Origin of the sequence: Enterovibrio sp. FF113 (assembly GCF_041439165.1) — a bacterium.
Classification (GTDB): domain Bacteria; phylum Pseudomonadota; class Gammaproteobacteria; order Enterobacterales; family Vibrionaceae; genus Enterovibrio; species Enterovibrio norvegicus_A.
The window spans coordinates 80,435-97,730 of the sequence record NZ_JBGONO010000012.1 but is presented as its reverse complement, the minus strand read 5'-3'; the positions used below and the strand labels follow the sequence as shown (position 1 = coordinate 97,730).

22 protein-coding genes are annotated in these 17,296 nt (G+C 47.2%); 10 read left to right on the top strand and 12 right to left on the bottom strand.

The annotated features are described in order from the left end of the window. Positions 1 to 6 precede the first annotated feature (6 nt). The 9 genes from ptsN to ACED36_RS11505 form a co-directional block, all read right to left on the bottom strand. Positions 7 to 450, bottom strand: coding sequence for a PTS IIA-like nitrogen regulatory protein PtsN (gene ptsN / locus ACED36_RS11545; RefSeq protein WP_016960791.1), 444 nt, complete (start codon positions 448 to 450; stop codon positions 7 to 9). 2 nt (positions 451 to 452) lie between these two features. Continuing rightward, a complete protein-coding gene (hpf, locus tag ACED36_RS11540; RefSeq protein ID WP_016960790.1) occupies positions 453 to 740 on the bottom strand; it encodes a ribosome hibernation promoting factor in 288 nt (95 codons plus the stop codon). Between the two features lie 25 nt (positions 741 to 765). Continuing rightward, positions 766 to 2,241, bottom strand: a complete 1,476-nt coding sequence (locus tag ACED36_RS11535) for an RNA polymerase factor sigma-54 (protein WP_016960789.1) — start codon at positions 2,239 to 2,241, stop codon at positions 766 to 768. A gap of 74 nt (positions 2,242 to 2,315) precedes the next feature. Beyond that, positions 2,316 to 3,041 carry an LPS export ABC transporter ATP-binding protein gene (lptB, locus tag ACED36_RS11530; RefSeq protein ID WP_016960788.1) on the bottom strand — a complete coding sequence of 242 codons (726 nt, stop codon included), beginning with the start codon at positions 3,039 to 3,041 and terminating at the stop codon, positions 2,316 to 2,318. A gap of 6 nt (positions 3,042 to 3,047) precedes the next feature. Beyond that, positions 3,048 to 3,557, bottom strand: a complete 510-nt coding sequence (gene lptA, locus ACED36_RS11525) for a lipopolysaccharide transport periplasmic protein LptA (protein ID WP_016960787.1) — start codon at positions 3,555 to 3,557, stop codon at positions 3,048 to 3,050. Then, the gene (lptC, locus tag ACED36_RS11520) at positions 3,538 to 4,104 is read right to left on the bottom strand and encodes an LPS export ABC transporter periplasmic protein LptC (RefSeq protein WP_016960786.1); all 567 of its coding nucleotides are present in this window, start codon (positions 4,102 to 4,104) and stop codon (positions 3,538 to 3,540) included. The genes lptA and lptC overlap by 20 nt, the downstream gene beginning before the upstream one ends. Beyond that, on the bottom strand, positions 4,101 to 4,658 hold the full coding sequence (gene kdsC, locus ACED36_RS11515; RefSeq protein WP_016960785.1) for a 3-deoxy-manno-octulosonate-8-phosphatase KdsC: 558 nt from the start codon (positions 4,656 to 4,658) through the stop codon (positions 4,101 to 4,103). The genes lptC and kdsC overlap by 4 nt, the downstream gene beginning before the upstream one ends. Beyond that, on the bottom strand, positions 4,658 to 5,626 hold the full coding sequence (locus ACED36_RS11510; RefSeq protein WP_016960784.1) for a KpsF/GutQ family sugar-phosphate isomerase: 969 nt from the start codon (positions 5,624 to 5,626) through the stop codon (positions 4,658 to 4,660). The genes kdsC and ACED36_RS11510 overlap by 1 nt, the downstream gene beginning before the upstream one ends. A gap of 11 nt (positions 5,627 to 5,637) precedes the next feature. Next, positions 5,638 to 6,600 (bottom strand): calcium/sodium antiporter, encoded by a 963-nt coding sequence (locus tag ACED36_RS11505; protein WP_016960783.1) that lies wholly within the window; start codon positions 6,598 to 6,600, stop codon positions 5,638 to 5,640. Positions 6,601 to 7,000: 400 nt separating this feature from the next. Between ACED36_RS11505 and mlaF the strand changes: the two genes are divergently transcribed. Genes mlaF through murA form a run of 7 tightly spaced genes read left to right on the top strand, consistent with a single transcriptional unit; the run spans position 7,001 to position 11,565 of the window. Continuing rightward, the gene (gene mlaF, locus ACED36_RS11500; RefSeq protein ID WP_017005097.1) at positions 7,001 to 7,798 is read left to right on the top strand and encodes a phospholipid ABC transporter ATP-binding protein MlaF; all 798 of its coding nucleotides are present in this window, start codon (positions 7,001 to 7,003) and stop codon (positions 7,796 to 7,798) included. Positions 7,799 to 7,806: 8 nt separating this feature from the next. After that, positions 7,807 to 8,577 (top strand): lipid asymmetry maintenance ABC transporter permease subunit MlaE, encoded by a 771-nt coding sequence (mlaE, locus tag ACED36_RS11495; RefSeq protein WP_198928352.1) that lies wholly within the window; start codon positions 7,807 to 7,809, stop codon positions 8,575 to 8,577. A 4-nt stretch (positions 8,578 to 8,581) separates the two neighbouring features. Further along, positions 8,582 to 9,058 (top strand): outer membrane lipid asymmetry maintenance protein MlaD, encoded by a 477-nt coding sequence (gene mlaD, locus ACED36_RS11490; RefSeq protein WP_016960780.1) that lies wholly within the window; start codon positions 8,582 to 8,584, stop codon positions 9,056 to 9,058. Between the two features lie 6 nt (positions 9,059 to 9,064). After that, positions 9,065 to 9,712 carry a phospholipid-binding protein MlaC gene (mlaC, locus tag ACED36_RS11485; protein ID WP_016960779.1) on the top strand — a complete coding sequence of 216 codons (648 nt, stop codon included), beginning with the start codon at positions 9,065 to 9,067 and terminating at the stop codon, positions 9,710 to 9,712. After that, positions 9,709 to 10,032, top strand: a complete 324-nt coding sequence (locus ACED36_RS11480) for a lipid asymmetry maintenance protein MlaB (protein ID WP_016960778.1) — start codon at positions 9,709 to 9,711, stop codon at positions 10,030 to 10,032. The genes mlaC and ACED36_RS11480 overlap by 4 nt, the downstream gene beginning before the upstream one ends. Before the next feature lie 26 nt (positions 10,033 to 10,058). Further along, complete coding sequence (locus ACED36_RS11475) at positions 10,059 to 10,292, top strand: BolA family protein (RefSeq protein ID WP_371733296.1); 234 nt, start codon at positions 10,059 to 10,061, stop codon at positions 10,290 to 10,292. Positions 10,293 to 10,308: 16 nt separating this feature from the next. Then, positions 10,309 to 11,565 (top strand): UDP-N-acetylglucosamine 1-carboxyvinyltransferase, encoded by a 1,257-nt coding sequence (gene murA, locus ACED36_RS11470; protein ID WP_016960776.1) that lies wholly within the window; start codon positions 10,309 to 10,311, stop codon positions 11,563 to 11,565. A gap of 129 nt (positions 11,566 to 11,694) precedes the next feature. Here murA and degS read toward each other — a convergent pair whose 3' ends face one another. From degS to zapG, 3 genes are all read right to left on the bottom strand, one after another. Beyond that, complete coding sequence (gene degS, locus ACED36_RS11465; RefSeq protein ID WP_016960775.1) at positions 11,695 to 12,759, bottom strand: outer membrane-stress sensor serine endopeptidase DegS; 1,065 nt, start codon at positions 12,757 to 12,759, stop codon at positions 11,695 to 11,697. Positions 12,760 to 12,887: 128 nt separating this feature from the next. Then, complete coding sequence (locus ACED36_RS11460; RefSeq protein WP_016960774.1) at positions 12,888 to 14,255, bottom strand: Do family serine endopeptidase; 1,368 nt, start codon at positions 14,253 to 14,255, stop codon at positions 12,888 to 12,890. Between the two features lie 86 nt (positions 14,256 to 14,341). Continuing rightward, positions 14,342 to 14,755, bottom strand: a complete 414-nt coding sequence (gene zapG, locus ACED36_RS11455) for a Z-ring associated protein ZapG (protein ID WP_016960773.1) — start codon at positions 14,753 to 14,755, stop codon at positions 14,342 to 14,344. Positions 14,756 to 14,938: 183 nt separating this feature from the next. On the opposite strand from zapG, the gene zapE reads away from it, so the two are divergent. The 3 genes from zapE (at position 14,939) to rpsI (ending at position 17,106) form a co-directional block, all read left to right on the top strand. Further along, positions 14,939 to 16,042 carry a cell division protein ZapE gene (zapE, locus tag ACED36_RS11450; protein WP_016960772.1) on the top strand — a complete coding sequence of 368 codons (1,104 nt, stop codon included), beginning with the start codon at positions 14,939 to 14,941 and terminating at the stop codon, positions 16,040 to 16,042. Positions 16,043 to 16,275: 233 nt separating this feature from the next. Then, entirely contained in the window at positions 16,276 to 16,704 is a 429-nt protein-coding gene (gene rplM / locus ACED36_RS11445; RefSeq protein ID WP_016960771.1) for a 50S ribosomal protein L13, read from the top strand. Between the two features lie 12 nt (positions 16,705 to 16,716). Continuing rightward, on the top strand, positions 16,717 to 17,106 hold the full coding sequence (gene rpsI, locus ACED36_RS11440) for a 30S ribosomal protein S9 (RefSeq protein ID WP_016960770.1): 390 nt from the start codon (positions 16,717 to 16,719) through the stop codon (positions 17,104 to 17,106). Positions 17,107 to 17,296: the final 190 nt, after the last annotated feature.

Here is a 17,296-nt window from a genome sequence, read left to right as displayed (position 1 = left end):
GTGGCGTTATCCGGTAATGATGTCGTAAAGCTCTTGATCTGAGTTTGCATGACGCAGCTGCCGACAAATTTGTTTGTCGCCGAGTTTCTGCGCGATCAAAGACAGGGTCTTCAAGTGCTCTTTGCATTGATCATCAGGAACCAGTAGCGCGAATAAGAGATCGACGGGTTGGTTATCAATGGCATCAAACTCAATAGGTTCAGCACATTGAATGAATACACCGACGGCGTGATCGCTGTTGAAGATACGGCCATGGGGAATGGCTATTCCATTCCCAATGCCCGTACTGCCCATTTTTTCTCTGCCCAACATGCACTCAAAGAGTTTCTGTGGGTTTTGATCCAATTCGATGGCAGCGAATTCACTGATCATTTCAAGTGCGCGTTTCTTACTTGAACAAAGGACTGCACTTTTCGTGCAGTCCAATTTAAGTACGTCTTTAAGTTCCATGATTAATGGTGATTCATCTTTTCTTTGTGTTTACTTAACTGCTTAATTAGCTTGTCTGTCAGCGAATCGATGGCAGCGTACATGTTCTCTGAATCTGCTTTTGCGAAAATCTCGCCGTTGTTTACATGCAGGGTCGCTTCGGCAATCTGTTGGAGTTTTTCGACGTTAAGCACAACATGAACGTTATTGATATGATCAAAAAATCGTTCGAGCTTATCAAACTTGGTTGTCACATATTCCCTAAGGGCGTCGGTGATCTCTACGTGGTGACCGGTGAGATTGATTTGCATAAACATCTTCCTTTTGATTGGACGCCTAGATAAGGCGTTTACGCTGATTTGACGGGGCAATACCCAGAGACTCGCGATATTTGGCGATTGTTCGCCTTGCGACCTGGATCCCTTGCTCCGCCAGCAGTGTGGCAATCTTGCTGTCGCTAAGTGGTTTTGCCTGATTTTCGGCGGCTACCAACTTTTTGACCAATGCACGAATTGCCGTAGAGCTGCATTCACCGCCATTGTCAGTACTGACATGGCTCGAGAAGAAGTATTTCAGTTCAAAAATGCCCCTAGGGGTATGCATGTATTTTTGGGTCGTCACCCGAGAGATGGTGGATTCATGCATTTCCACTGCCATGGCGATATCGTTTAGTACCATTGGCTTCATCGCTTCTTCGCCGAATTCAAAGAAATCTTGCTGATGCTCAACGATGCATCGTGCCACTTTGAGCAAGGTTTCATTTCGACTTTCTAAGCTTTTTATCAACCACTTAGCATCTTGTAAGTGGCTGCGAATAAATTGGCTATCTGCTGCACTACAGCCATTTTTGGTGAGCGCGGCGTATTGCTGATTCACCTTTAGACGAGGCACGCTGTCAGGGTTGATGTTAACCATCCACTTGCCACGATCTTTGATCACAGACACATCTGGGATCACATATTCCGCTTCATTGGTCACAATGAGGTTGCCAGGGCGAGGCTCAAGCGTGTGAATGAGTTGCATCACTTCTTTGAGCTCGGGCTCGCGAAGTTTACTTTCTTTCATTATCAGCCGGAAATCGCGATTAGCCAACGCGTTCATGTGGCCTTTTAGCACCATACGGGCTTCAGCAAGCCATGGCGTATCTTCCGCAAAGGCGGCGAGTTGGAGCAGCAGACACTCTTGCAAAGATCGGGATGCGACACCGAGAGGGTCGAATTGCTGAACGCGTTTAAGAACGGCTTCAACTTCATCTAATTCAATGTCGTCATCTTCAGCGCCCATGCTCTCTAAGATGTCTTCGCAAGTTACGGTGAGGTAGCCTTTATCATCGACTGCATCAATGATAGCCGTAGCGATTGCGAGGTCGACTTCAGAAAATGGTGTGAGCTGGACTTGCCAAGTGAGGTAATCGTGCAGGGTTTCGGTGGTTTCTCCCTGATAGACAGGTATGTCATCACCGAGGGAAATACCTGTACTGCCGGTGTTGGCGCTGTACATGTCATCCCATGTTGTATCAACAGGAAGATCTTCGGGCATTTCCTGTTGTTCCATGGCATCAGAGCTATCGAGCGTGTCTTGTTGACTGTCGGCAGTGGCGCTTGTGTTGTCATCACCGTTAAACGTCTCTTCACCCTCACCGTCTTCGCTATCCGTCGACTCGTCCTGCTCTAGGAGAGGGTTAGCTTCCAATGCTTCTTGGATTTCTTGTTGCAGATCGAGCGTCGACAACTGCAATAGGCGGATCGCCTGTTGCAACTGCGGCGTCATCGCAAGTTGTTGGCCAAGCTTAAGCTGAAGCGAGGGTTTCATACTGATTCTGGCACCTTTCCTAATTTTATTATTAGTGCATATATTTGGAGCGGTTCGCCAACCGAACTCTATAACTATAGCCTGAACTGGTCTCCGAGATAGACTCGTTTTACATGCTCATCGTTGAGCACTTCATCAGGAGTACCATGCGCAATCAAGTGTCCTTGACTCACAATATAGGCGTGCTCACACACACTGAGCGTTTCACGTACGTTGTGGTCCGTAATTAAGACACCTAAGCCACGGTCTCGAAGATGTTCAATGATTTTTTTGATATCAATAACCGAAATGGGGTCAACACCCGCAAATGGTTCATCAAGAAGAATAAATTTTGGGTTTGCCGCGAGTGCTCGGGCGATTTCCACACGGCGACGTTCACCACCGGACAATGCCATACCCATGCTGTTTCGGATATGTTGGATGTTGAACTCATCGAGTAAGTCCTCAGCTTTGTCTTGTTTCTCTTCTTTTGATAAATCTGAACGGGTTTGCAATACCGCCATCAAATTATCGTAAACACTGAGCTTACGAAAAATAGAGGCTTCTTGGGGTAAATAGCCAATTCCCATGCGAGAGCGGTTGTGCATGGGCTGGATGCTGATGTCGAGATCATCAATATGAATCGTGCCTTCATCGCGGGCCACTAGGCCAACAATCATGTAGAAAGAGGTGGTTTTACCGGCGCCATTAGGGCCAAGTAAGCCAACAATTTCGCCAGATTTCACTTCGAGGCTGACATCAGTAACGACTTTTCGTCCGTTATAGCTTTTCGCAAGATTTTTAGCGGTGAGTATGGCCATTCAGATTTATTTCTTATCTTGTTTGGTTTGTGGTTGCAGTACAGTCGTGACGCGACTGCTTGAATCACTTTCTGCGACCAAAAGCTGTTTATCGATGTTATAGGTGATCTTTTGACCTTCGACCTGATTGCCACCTTCTTGGGTCAATACGGCCCTGTTGGTCATCGTCAGGAAGCTTTTTGCTGTTTCGTACTGAAGATCGAGCGCTTCACCGTTTATCTTTTTGCCATCATCCAACGTTTGTTCAAAGGTCGCAGGCTTACCATAAGCGTCAATAATTTCAGCGCCTTCTTGACCCGATGGACGAGTCACCACAACTTTGTCGGCGTTCAGGCGAATAGAGCCTTGACGGAGATAAACATTGCCCGTGAAAATCACGGTGTTGGTTGTCATGTCTAGGTTTTGCGAGTCGGAGTCAATATAAATTGGCTGCTCAGCATCTGTTGACAAGGCCATAGCACTGCTTGAAATTAGCATCACAATGACGGCAAAGAATTTATTTCGTTTTTGCTTCATACCTACTCTTCACTTGTTCAATCAGTTCCATCTGATGGGAGCCAAAATTGCCTTTCGCCCTGAGCCCACTCGTTTGAAGCCCTGTTCCTGTGATTTCGGTTTCTGTATCTGACCAAAAATCATGTGAGGTAAGGTTGAGGGTGAGTTTCTCTGTGGTGACAACTTTTATCTGTGCGTCTGGCAACAGGTTAAAGATCCTGACGCGACCTGTCATCACTAGAATGTGCTTATTCTCAAGAACAGCAAACTCAGAGCTTATCCGCCACTCTTCGGCAGTGCCATCTTTATAAGTCCACAAGACGGGTTCATTAAAATGGGTCTCGTCAATTTGCTGATAATACTCTAGATGTGTTGAGTCCAGCGTGTAATTGCGAATACCTTGTTCGTTGTAGGAGGTAGATTTCACATCTTCCGCCGTGAATAGGGGTTTTTCAGCATCGGGAGCCACTTGTGCTTCGGTTTGCCAGTAGTGTTGGTTCAACAGGTAATAGCCTGTGTAACCGCACACCGCCAGCAGTACAACCATACCGAGACGTTGCAGCATCATATGCTCAGTCCTTTATGCGCATCGAGCTCTCCTCGCGCTTCAAGGATAAGATCGCACACTTCACGAACCGCGCCGTAGCCGCCTGGAATACGTGTTACCCAATCAGCACGTTGTGCGAGCAAAGGGTGTCCGTCATTGACGCAGACTGACAGACCCACTTGTGACATGACCGCCCAGTCAATTAAATCGTCACCCATGTAGGCCGTTTGCTCGGCAGGTACACCCAGCTTTGCCGCAAGATCTTGATAAGCCGAAGCCTTGTCATCTTGGCCTTGATAAATGTGGGTGATACCAAGGGCAGACATGCGTCGTTCAACGATGGCTGACTTTCGGCCCGTAATGATAGCGATGTCGATACCTGCGCTCATTAGTGCTTTGATGCCGTAGCCGTCTCGGGTGTGGAACGTTTTAAGCTCCTCACCGTCGTTACCCATATAGATGCGTCCATCAGAGAACACACCATCCACATCGCAGATCAGCAGCTTTATCGATGCCGCACGTTCGACGATGCGGGTGGGAACGGGGCCGTATAGCGTTTCGGTCTCAGTATGCATTACATGACTCCAGCTTTAAGCAGGTCGTGCATATTTAGCGCGCCAATCAGCTTGCCGTTTTCAGTGACCAGCAAACCATTGATCTTTTTCTCTTCCATTTGCTTAAGGCCTTCAGCCGCCAGTAAGTCGGCACTGACAGACTGTGGGTTTTGACCCATCACATCGCCAATGCGTGTGGTGTGTAAATCCAAGCGTTGGTCGAGTAAGCGGCGTAAATCACCGTCAGTGAAAATACCGCATAGCGCACCATCATGCTCCACAATGGCTGTCATACCTAGCCCTTTGGCAGATATCTCGAGCAGGGCATCGCGAACGGTAGCATCGGGTATGACCGTCGGTAGCGCATCACCGGAGTGCATCACATCAGAAATGCGCAGCAGCAGTTTTCTACCAAGTGCGCCACCGGGATGAGACAGAGCAAAGTCATCGGCAGTAAAGCCTTTGGCTTGCATTAGCGCAATAGCGAGTGCATCACCCATCACCAATGTCGCCGTGGTGCTCGAGGTTGGTGCAAGGCCAATAGGGCAGGCTTCTTTTGGTACTTTGATACAAAGGTTAACTTGTGCCAAACGCGCCATGGTTGATGATGGGTTGCCCGTCATGGTGATCAGTGAAATGCCACGACGTTTAACGACGGGCAGCAACGTAATGATCTCCGCTGCTTCCCCTGAGTTTGATATTGCTAACACCACATCGCCTTTTTCGATCATGCCAAGATCGCCATGACTGGCTTCACCAGGGTGCACAAAAAAGGACGGCGTACCGGTACTTGCCAGCGTCGCCGCGATTTTATTGCCAATGTGACCAGATTTGCCCATCCCCATGACAACGACCTTACCTGTAGCACTTTGAATCAGCTGACAAGCTTGTTCGAAATCTTGGTTGATGTATTGCTCCAATTGAGCAATGGCATCCAGTTCGATTTTTAGTGTGGTGATGCCTGCTTGGCAAAAATCAAAATCAGTCATAGGTAATCCGATCAGGATGCAAAGTTAGTGAGCAAGTAGCCTTGATAGCCGACGAAACAAATCAACAGCACGATACCTTCCCAGCGTCTGATGATTCTGTTTTTGCCTGCAGCAAACAAAAATAGCAATACAGAGAGGGCGAGCATGACATAGAAGTCACGTTCCATCGCAAGTGGGTTAAGGGATGATGGTGCCAGAATCGCTGGGATGCCCATGACGGCAAGAATATTGAAGATGTTTGAGCCGATGATGTTACCCACCGCCAGATCGTCTTCACCTTTCAATACGCCAGCGACAGAAGCGGCGAGTTCAGGAAGGCTTGTACCTACAGCGACAATGGTTAGACCGATGACCAGATCACTCATACCGAATGACTTAGCGATAATCACGGCTGAGCCTACGACCATGTCGGCGCTGAAAATAAGTAGTGCCAGCCCGATAACAACCCATATACCAGCGGAAACATTGCTTACCCCTTGAGGGATCTCTGCTTCTTGTTCTGTAAGCATAGGGTCTTCTTTGTCACTCTCTTTACCAAATTTCATCATGATAAGTAGGAAAATGACAAACATAACGGCGAGCGCGATGCCTTCAAAGTAGCCAAGGTAATTATCCCATAGCATGGCGCCGGCGACCAAGGTAACGGCAAGCATCAATGGCAATTCGCGGCGAAGGATTCCCGAACTGATAGCAAGTGGCTTGATAAGCGCAGTTACGCCTAAAATCAAAGCAATATTAGCGATGTTCGAACCAAGAACGTTGCCCACTGCCGTGTCGGTTTTACCACTAAGAGCCGCAGTTGCTGACACCACCATTTCAGGGGCTGAGCTGCCCATCGCAAGAATAGTCATACCGATGACTAGCGGTGAAATCCCAACATTACGGGCTATAGCGGCTGCACCGTAGACCAGCCTGTCAGCACTCCATACTAACAAACACAGTCCAACGACGAGAATGGCGGTCGCTTCAAACATTTAATTACCTTTGATCAGAAATAGTGCGGATGAATCAAAAAGCAATTTTGACTGCTAATTGAGTAAATGTGAAGGAAAACGGCGTGATAGTTGCGACAGGCTTAAGTGTTAAAGGCTAATGAAGGGGTGACGAGCCAAGTAATTAAGGCAGGTTAGGTCACATTCTTGGGGGAAAGTCTGTCTTTATCAGCGCGTAGTGGGGAGGAGTTTTCTAGCCTGATTAAAGAAGTGATCTTGATTCAACGTGATGCATACATAAAAAGACAGTGTTTGCGCGGAAATTGATAGTTTTCTTACTGAGAAATCACAAATGAATACTGTTCAATTACTTGTTTTGCAATACCGTTAACTCTATGATCGGGCACTTAATATTCAAGGACGTTATTATCAAAGGCCGTCGATGAGTACAAATAACTTAGTGGAAATCAATAGCCTGTCCTTCTCCCGTGGCGATCGGGTGATATTTGATGATGTGAGCTTGACCGTACCCGTCGGCAAAATCACAGCAATCATGGGCCCATCCGGAATAGGTAAAACCACATTACTCCGTTTGATTGGCGGCCAGTTACCGCCTGATCGCGGCACTATCGAGTTTGCTGGACATGATATTCCGACCCTTTCACGTCGCAAATTGTATGACGTTCGAAAGCGCATGAGCATGCTGTTTCAATCTGGCGCACTGTTCACGGATATGACCGTTTTTGATAATGTTGCTTTCCCTTTGCGAGAGCATACAGAACTATCTGAAGCGCTTATTAAAACCATCGTCTTACTTAAGCTAGAGGCTGTGGGGCTTCGAGGGGCGGCAGATTTGATGCCGAGCAGTTTGTCTGGCGGCATGGCGAGACGTGCCGCGTTGGCGCGCGCGATTGCGCTTGACCCAGAAATGATCATGTTTGATGAGCCTTTTGTTGGGCAAGATCCGATCACTATGGGCGTGTTGGTCTCTCTGATTCGCAATCTCAATCAAGCGTTAGGTCTTACGGCGATAGTGGTGTCGCATGATGTACCTGAGGTAATGAGCATTGCTGATCATGTCTATTTGCTCACTGATGGCAAAATTATCGCATCAGGATCACCGCAATCATTACGTGACAATCCGGACCCGAGGGTTAGTCAATTTCTTAAAGGCGATGCAGATGGCCCTGTGCCATTTCGGTATCCCGCCAAAGACATCACACAGGAGCTGTTTTCGTGATCGTTAATATGGTCCAAGATCTTGGCGCCCGCGTTATGTCCGTGTCTCGGACAATGGGGCGTGCCACCTTTGTTTTAATGGGGGCGTTAATTGGCAAGCCGCAACCCAAGAAAATGTTCCCGCTATTAATCACTCAGCTCTATTCCGTTGGTGTACGTTCACTCGCGATCATTATGGTGTCTGGTTTGTTCATTGGCATGGTTTTGAGCTTGCAAGGCTATCTGGTTTTGGCCGGCTTTGGCGCTGAAAGTTCTTTGGGACAAATGGTTGCACTGTCTTTATTGCGAGAATTAGGACCTGTTGTCACCGCGCTTTTGTTTGCGGGTCGTGCCGGTTCGGCGTTGACCGCTGAAATTGGTTTGATGAAAACCACTGAACAACTTTCTAGTTTGGAAATGATGGCAGTGGATCCGTTGCGCCGTGTCATTGCACCGCGTTTTTGGGCAGGTGTGATTTCTATGCCGCTACTGACCATGATCTTCATGATTGTCGGTATTTGGGGTGGTCAGCTTGTCGGTGTTGATTGGAAAGGGATTGATTACGGCAGCTACTGGTCCGTCATGCAGTCTTCAGTCGAGTTAGGCTATGACATTGGCCAGTCTTTCATTAAGAGTTTGGTGTTTGCCATTACGGTCACCTGGATTGCTCTTTTCAACGGCTACGATGCGATCCCCACTTCAGAAGGGATCAGCCGAGCAACGACACGTACTGTCGTGCATTCGTCTTTAGCAGTGTTGGGGTTGGATTTTATCCTTACAGCACTGATGTTTGGGAGCTAAGTAAATGCAACAAAATCGTAAAACAGAATTTTGGGTCGGCACGTTCGTGATTGTTGGGATCATCGCAGTGATGCTGCTTATTTTTCAAGTGGCTGATGTGAAGAGTTTTTCTCGTGGCGACAGCTATCGTTTGGAAGCACATTTCGACAATATTGGTGGTTTAAAGGTGCGTTCTCCTGTGAAAGTGGGGGGCGTTGTGGTCGGTCGTGTTAGTAATATTGCTCTGACAGTGCCAGATTACGTGCCGTCGGTGACGATGGAAATTGATCGCCAATACGGCTTTTTTCCAGAAACAAGCTCCGCAGCAATTTTGACCTCAGGTCTGCTGGGAGAGCAATACATCGGTATCCGTCCTGGTTTTCTTGATGAAGACATTGAGCTACTTCAAGACGGCGATTTACTGGAAGACACCCGTTCAGCAATGGTGTTAGAAGATTTGATTGGTCAATTCTTGTATAGCGTCGGGGACTCGAAGGAGTAATCAATAATGAAAAAATGGATAGCTTTGGTGTTTGCAGCAATCAGTATGATGTTGCCGTCGCTGTCTGTGGCAGCGACAGTAGATGCCACAAACCCCTATGTACTGATCGATGGCGTAGCAGAGAACGCTTTTAGTCGGTTAAAGAAAGATAAAGAGATCTATCAGGAAAATCCTGAGTTGCTTCGTGTGGTGGTAGAAGAGGAGTTAATGCCTTATATCAATGCGCGCTATGCGGCACTGAAAGTATTAGGGCCACAGGCTAGAAAAGCGAGTAAGGAACAACGCGATCAGTTTACGGATGCATTCTACGATTATTTGGTCGCATCTTATGCGCAAATACTGACCCAATATACTGATCAAGTCGTGAACGTGGAGCCGTCAAAATCCATTGCAGAGAATCGCACGGTGGTTTCTGTGCGCGTAGACATTGTTGATGCTGCCCGCCCACCTATTCGCTTGGATTTTAAGCTGCGTAAGAATCGAAAAACCGAGCAATGGCAGGGCTTTGATGTGCAGGTGGAAGGCGTCAGCATGTTGGACACTAAATCCAGTGAATGGAGTGGTCAATTGCGCAGAAATGGTATCGATGCTGTTGCGAAAGAACTGACTGAGCGAGCCAAGGCTCCAATCACCAAAGACGAGAGTGAATCGTGAGTGAATCACTGGCGTTTGAAAGGCGCATAAATGGTGATTACTGCTTGTCAGGAGAGCTTGATCGTGACACAGTTCCTCCATTTTGGAGCCGCCGCACCGACTGGTTGCCGAAAGACTCGCATATCGTCCTAGATTTGTCTTCGGTAAAGCGCGTTGATTCGGCCGGAATGGCAATGTTGTTGCACCTACAACAGCAGCTCAAGATTAACCAGCAAACGCTGGCATTAAGTAACATCCCTTCACAATTGAAAGTGCTGTTACAACTGAGCAATGTAGAACGTTTTTTTACTGATGATACCTCATCGGTTCACGAGGAATAATTGTGGAACCAACAGAAATTAAAGCGATGCTCGAAGGCGCCTTATCTTTAGATGAACTGCATGTAAAAGGCGACGGAAGTCACTTCGAAGTTATTGCTGTCGGTGACATCTTTGACGGTATGTCACGCGTCAAAAAACAACAGACCATCTATGGGCCGTTGATGGAACACATTAGAACAAATGCTATCCATGCTCTTAGCATCAAAGCGCTGACCCCGACTGAATGGGCTCGCGACAAGAAACTGATGCAACCGCTATAAATCCACGAGGAACAGCATGCAAAAATTCCGTGTCCACGGTGGTGGCCCACTGCGTGGTGAAGTCACAATATCAGGTGCTAAAAACGCCGCATTGCCTATTTTATTTGCTGCTCTATTGGCTGAAGAGCCGGTAGAAGTTGCTAACGTCCCTAAACTGCGCGATATCGATACCTCGATGGAGTTGCTATCCCGCCTAGGGGCGAAAGTGTCACGCAATGGTTCAGTCCATGTTGATGCTAGCAATATTACTGAATACTGCGCGCCGTATGATCTGGTTAAGACCATGCGCGCATCTATTTGGGCGCTTGGCCCTCTGGTCGCGCGATTTGGTCAAGGCCAAGTGTCTTTGCCAGGTGGTTGCGCTATTGGTGCGCGTCCGGTTGATTTACACATTCATGGTTTAGAGCAACTTGGTGCAACCATCACGCTTGATGAAGGCTATGTAAAAGCCCACGTTGATGGTCGCCTTAAAGGTGCCCATATTGTGATGGATAAAGTCAGCGTTGGCGCAACTGTCACTATTATGTCAGCAGCAACACTTGCTGAAGGTACGACGGTTATCGAGAATGCAGCACGTGAGCCTGAAATTGTTGATTGTGCAAAATTCCTCAACACTTTAGGTGCGAAAATTACAGGGGCAGGTACTGATGCCATTACTATCGAAGGTGTTGAACGCCTAGGTGGTGGTTACCACGAAGTGGTTGCTGACCGTATCGAAACGGGCACGTTCCTTGTTGGTGCTGCAGTATCGGGTGGCAAAGTATTGTGCCGCAATACGTCACCTAAATTGCTTGAAGCTGTATTGGCTAAGCTCGAAGAATCGGGTGCGCTAGTAGAAACGGGTGATGATTGGATCTCGCTTGATATGACGGATCGCGAACTGAAAGCGGTAAATATCCGCACAGCGCCGCATCCTGGCTTCCCAACCGATATGCAAGCACAGTTCACTTTGCTCAATTTGATGGCAAAAGGAACAGGCATTATTACGGAAACCATCTTCGAAAATCGCTTTATGCACGTACCTGAATTACAGCGTATGGGTGCACACGCTGAGATTGAAGGCAACACGGTAGTTTGCGGTGATTGCGATGGTTTAAGTGGTGCGCAAGTGATGGCAACTGATCTTCGTGCATCAGCGAGTTTGGTGCTTGCCGGTGCGATTGCAACGGGTGAGACGGTTGTTGATCGTATCTACCATATCGATCGTGGCTATGAGCACATCGAAGACAAACTGCAGAAGTTGGGTGTTCAGATTGAGCGCTTCAGCGACTAACCATTAATTATCAATGGCTAATTGCTAACAGGCTAAACGCAAAAGGTCACCCAGGGGTGACCTTTTTTGTTGCTGTAAATCATGCTTAATTTGAAAAAAGCCCAACCAGAGATCAAAGAGATAACAGGGTTATTGCGTCGGCTCTTCACCGATAGTGACGATGATCTCTTGAGGTTCGCCTTCTCGAATAACCTTAAACGGGACCTTGGTTCCGGGACGGTTGTCAGCAACAACATCGAGTGCACTACGAAAACTGCTGATGGGTAGATTATCAATCTCGATGATCAAATCATTTACCTTAAGCCCAGAGCGATCTGCAGGGCCATTGGGCTCAGTGCTTGCGATAAGCACACCACGCAATTGCTCCGCGTCTAATAGTCGCGCCATCACGGGATTCACTTCTCGTCCTTCAACGCCGATATAGCCGCGGATCACCCGTCCATCAGCAATCAGTTTTTGCATCACCTTGACTGTCAGGGAATAGGGGATCGCAAAGGAAATGCCGTAGGTATCCGTGTCTGTTGCTTGTTGGAATGAGGCGGTATTGATGCCGACTAATTCCCCTCTGCTATTCACCAATGCGCCACCAGAGTTTCCTTTGTTGATAGCCGCATCTGTTTGCAGAAAATCTTGCTGACGATTAAAGCTCATACCGGGGCGACCCGTAGCAGAAATAATCCCGAAGGTGGTGGTTTGTCCGAGGTTATAAGGGTTGCCTATTGCTAACACGACGTCGCCAACCGCGGGTTCATAACTATCGTTAAAGGGAATCACGGGTAAGCTATCTGGATCGATTTTCACCACGGCAAGATCGGTGCGTTGATCTTTACCAACGAGCTGTGCCGTGCTGATCCGTCCGTCTTGCAAGGCCACGATAATTTGATCAGCGCGTGCAACAACGTGGTAGTTGGTGACGATATAGCCTTTGTCACTCATGATCACGCCAGAGCCTAAACCCTCAGCGTTGAGCTGAAGTCGGTTTTCACTGCTGTAGCGGCGAGTGTAAATATTGACGACAGCAGGAGAGGCTCGGCGGACGGCATAGTTATAAGAAAGCAATGAAGTATCGGTTTCAAACTGTGCCAAGGCGACATCAGAAACCAATTGGCCGGTTCGTAACGATGGAAGGGCAAGCAGCAAAACGACGGCGACTAAGGTGCCGTAAACTACAGAACGTGCCAGAAAAGCCAGCATGCTACTCCCTAAATGACCATCATTGAAAAACGACGAGCATACCATTGAAACAGCAATAAGAGTAGGGATTGGGTCGGGAAGAAACAGGAGCCTTAGCGGGACAGGCTCCTGTTTTTGCGATGAATTACTTAACGGATAACTAAATACATGGTTGAGCCATCACGCACAATGTTTAACGCGAGGACGTTAGGTTTGTCTTCAAGCTGTTTGCGTAGATCACCAAGGTTTTTCACTTTGTCACGATTTAGGCCAACAATAATGTCACCTTCTTTCATGCCATAGCGCGCCGCAACAGAATCTTTATCAACACTGGCAACACGTACACCATTGATTTTTCCTTCTGAATAATTTTCAAGCTTGGCGCCTTTTAACGCTTCATGAAGGGTTTCTGCATTGGTTTTGGCTAGTGCGGCTTCTTTTAGCTCAGCAGTGACGGTTTTCTCTTTGCCGTCACGAATGATACCCAATTTTACTTTTTTACCCGCACCCAGTGTCGCTACTTTAGCGCGCAGTTCACCGAAGGTGCGAATATCTTTACCGTTAACCGATACAATGATATCGCCGGCTTCAATGCCAGCTTTTTCTGCCGCTGAATCGGGTACCACTTGGCTGACAAATGCGCCGTGATTGGTTTCATACCCAAACGCTTCTGCAAGTTCAGACGTCAGTTCGCCACCTTGAACCCCAAGTACGCCGCGTTTGACTTCGCCAAACTCAAGAATTTGATCAGAGAGGTTTTTCACCATATTGACCGGAATGGCAAAACCGATACCGACGTTACCACCATTCGGGCCAAGGATAGCGGTATTGATACCAATCAATTCACCGTTGAGATTAACCAGTGCTCCGCCTGAGTTACCGCTATTGATAGCGGCGTCAGTTTGAATGAAGTTCTCAAAGTTCTCGAGGTTTAAACCACTACGACCTAGCGCAGAAATAATGCCAGAAGTGACAGTTTGGCCGAGTCCAAACGGGTTGCCGATTGCAATCGCAAAATCGCCAACACGCAGTCCGTCGGAGTCAGACAGTTTGATTTGTGTCAGGTTGTCCGCTTTTTCAAGCTTTAACAGTGCCACATCTGACATGCTGTCGCTGCCAATCAGCTCTGCGTCGTATTCGCGGCCATCATGAAGTTGCACCAAAATCTTATTGGCACCATCGATAACGTGATGGTTAGTGATCACATACCCTTTATCGGCATCTATAATGACGCCCGAACCTAAACCGCGAAAAGGTCTTTCTCTGGTTTGCTCTGCATCGAACTCAGGACCAAAGAAAAAGCGAAAAGATTCAGGGATGCGTTGTTTTGAAACATGGCTACCTTCGACAGAAATACTGACAACAGCAGGGCTGACAGTTTCTAGCATAGGCGCAAGGCTTGGCAGGCTCTCGCCAGCAATAGCGACAGGTAATGTTGCTGTTGCTGGCAAGGCTGTAAAAGTTGTACTAAACGCTAGCGCGACTGCACTTAGCGTAAGCAAAGATGTTTTCTTCATATCCACACTCCCCTTATAGGTACGTTTTAAGAGTGGGGATGGTTCAAAAAAGTTCAATGCCTTTGTATGGTAGATCTGTGATCTACTTAACTCGCTTTGCTTGTTTTTTCAGCATCTTTGAGTAAACCAGAAGCACCATCTGAATAGTCACGAGGTGGCTCTTGTGTTGACGCCGTATCGTCAATGACTTCTGACAGGTTACTGATACGCTTGGCAAAGGGATTGTCTTGCTCTGGCAAGTTAGGCATCAATTCCGCTGAAGTGGTCGCCATGTGCTGATAAAGCTTACTGTAATCACGGGAAATGTTATCGAGTAATTCAGCGCTTTGGGCAAAGTGATCAACCAACTCTTGGCGATACTGCTCAAGCTCGTAACGTGATTTTTCGAGCTCTTTCTTTAAATCTTTTTGTTGTGTGTTATCGCGCATCGTTAAACGGGCGATGATGAAGCCAATCACGACACCGATGATCACAAAAACAAGTGTGTTTATCCAAGCCATAAGCGCTCCTTAGCTTTCCGTAACAAATTGAATGTAATGCAATTCTCACCGTCTAGCGGGGAGTAATTAGGAAGTGGCATACCCCTTAATGTTCAGGTTTTACTATACATGGCAAAAGTTACGCGTGGTACTATTGATTTTGAGAACATTATTATTGTCACCAGTAAGGGTTAGGTTCAGGGAATGACGCCTTTAGAGCAATACAGTCACGATTTACAGCGGCCAGATTTTTTCGAGGATGCTTCGCAAAAGCAAGCGGTAACGATGCTGGATGATTTGTATCATCGCCTTATTGCGCGTGCCAATGCGCCTGCACAAAAGCCGAGTCTTTTACAGTCTATTTTCAAAAAGACAGAGAATAAACCGCGCCCAGAGCGTGGGTTGTACTTTTGGGGGGGTGTTGGGCGAGGCAAAACGTATTTGGTTGATACGTTTTTTGAAAGCTTGCCGTTTGAGAAAAAGCAGCGGATGCACTTTCATCGATTTATGCATCGCATACACGATGAATTAAGAGGCCTTGATGGTGAGCAAGACCCGTTACTGAAAATTGCAGACAAGTTAGCAGACGAAGCGCATATCCTTTGTTTCGATGAGTTTTTTGTTTCAGACATCACTGATGCCATGATCCTCGGTACGTTGCTTGAAGCACTATTTGAACGTGGTATTTGTTTAGTTGCCACATCAAACATCATCCCAAATGAGTTGTATCGTAATGGATTACAGCGTGCTCGTTTTCTTCCTGCTATAGCGTTAATTAATCAACACTGCGATGTTGTTAATGTTGATGCGGGGACAGATTATCGCTTACGAACATTGGAGCAGGCGGAAATCTATCACTCCCCATTGGACGATGCGGCCAATGCCAATTTGAAAGACTACTTTTATCAATTGGCGACAGAGCCTTGCTTTGATGCTCATGACATTGAGATCAATCATCGACAATTGCATGCAGTGAGGGAAGCGGAGGGGGTGGTGCATTTTGATTTTGTCACTTTGTGTGACAGCCCAAGAAGCCAGTCTGACTATATTGAGCTTGCCCGGCTTTATCACACGGTGCTTTTGGCCAATGTTCCTCAAATGGGGGCGGAAAAAGATGATGCAGCGAGGCGATTTATTGCCATGATCGATGAATTTTACGAAAGGCACGTGAAACTGATCATTTCTGCGGAAGTCGCCCTGTCATCACTGTATGTCGGCGACAGGTTGTCTTTCGAATTTAAACGCTGTTGTTCGCGTTTAAAAGAGATGCAGAGCCATGATTACCTGGCGTTGGAACACCTTCCTTAGCGATATCCCATTTATTGGCATTATCTTTCGGGTCGAGAAGAAGAAAAAGTCGCGATTATTTTTGGAAAAAAGGTGATTTTTTCTCCACCCTTCCTTATAATCCTGCGACCCACCGTTACTGTTGAAAGGCTAAGGCCGAGGGAACACCACTCGAAGGGGTGTTGAATGGGCTCTTATACAGTGGGAGCGAAAGCTCCTTAAGTGAAATTTTTAATTATCGGGTATTTATTAGCATGAAAACTTTCGTTGCTAAACCAGAAAGCGTAAAACGCGACTGGTATATTGTAGACGCAGAAGGTAAAACTCTGGGCCGTATCGCAACTGAGATCGCATCTCGTCTGCGTGGTAAGCATAAGCCAGAATACACTCCGCACGTTGACACTGGTGACTACATCGTAGTTATCAACGCGGACAAAGTTACCGTAACTGGTGCGAAATTCACTGACAAGATCTACTACAGCCACTCAGGCTACATTGGTGGTATCAAGTCAATCAGCTTTGATAAGCTGCAAGTGAAGAAACCAGAAATGATCATCGAACTTGCCGTTAAAGGTATGTTGCCACGTGGTCCTCTAGGTCGTGCAATGTTCCGTAAACTGAAAGTTTACGCGGGCGCTGAGCACAAGCACGCGGCACAACAGCCGCAAGTACTGGACATCTAAGGGGATATAACAATGGCAGAACAATACTACGGCACTGGTCGTCGCAAAAGTTCCACAGCTCGTGTATTCATCAAGCCGGGCAGCGGAAACATCGTAATCAACAAGCGTGAATTGGAGCAGTACTTCGGTCGCCCAACAGCTTGTATGATTGTTCGTCAGCCGCTTGAACTAGTTGAAATGCTAGACAAGCTAGACCTATACGTCACCGTTTCTGGTGGTGGTATCTCTGGTCAAGCTGGCGCTATCCGTCACGGTATTACCCGTGCACTGATGGAATACGATGAAACTTTGCGTCCTGCTCTTCGTGCAGCTGGCTTCGTTACTCGTGACGCGCGTAAAGTTGAACGTAAGAAAGTTGGTCTACGTAAAGCACGTCGTCGTCCACAATTCTCTAAGCGTTAATTCGCTTCCGAATTTATTCGGGAATTATGGTCAAAAAAAGCCTGGCTTATTGCCAGGCTTTTTATTGTCCCAATTCAACGCAATAGCTTTTTTAAGACACACTATCCCTCTCTCTTTCTACACTTCTCCATTTTGATATTTTTCCGATTTTTTTCTTTTTTGGCAGTTAGTTAAAAAAACGGTGCATACC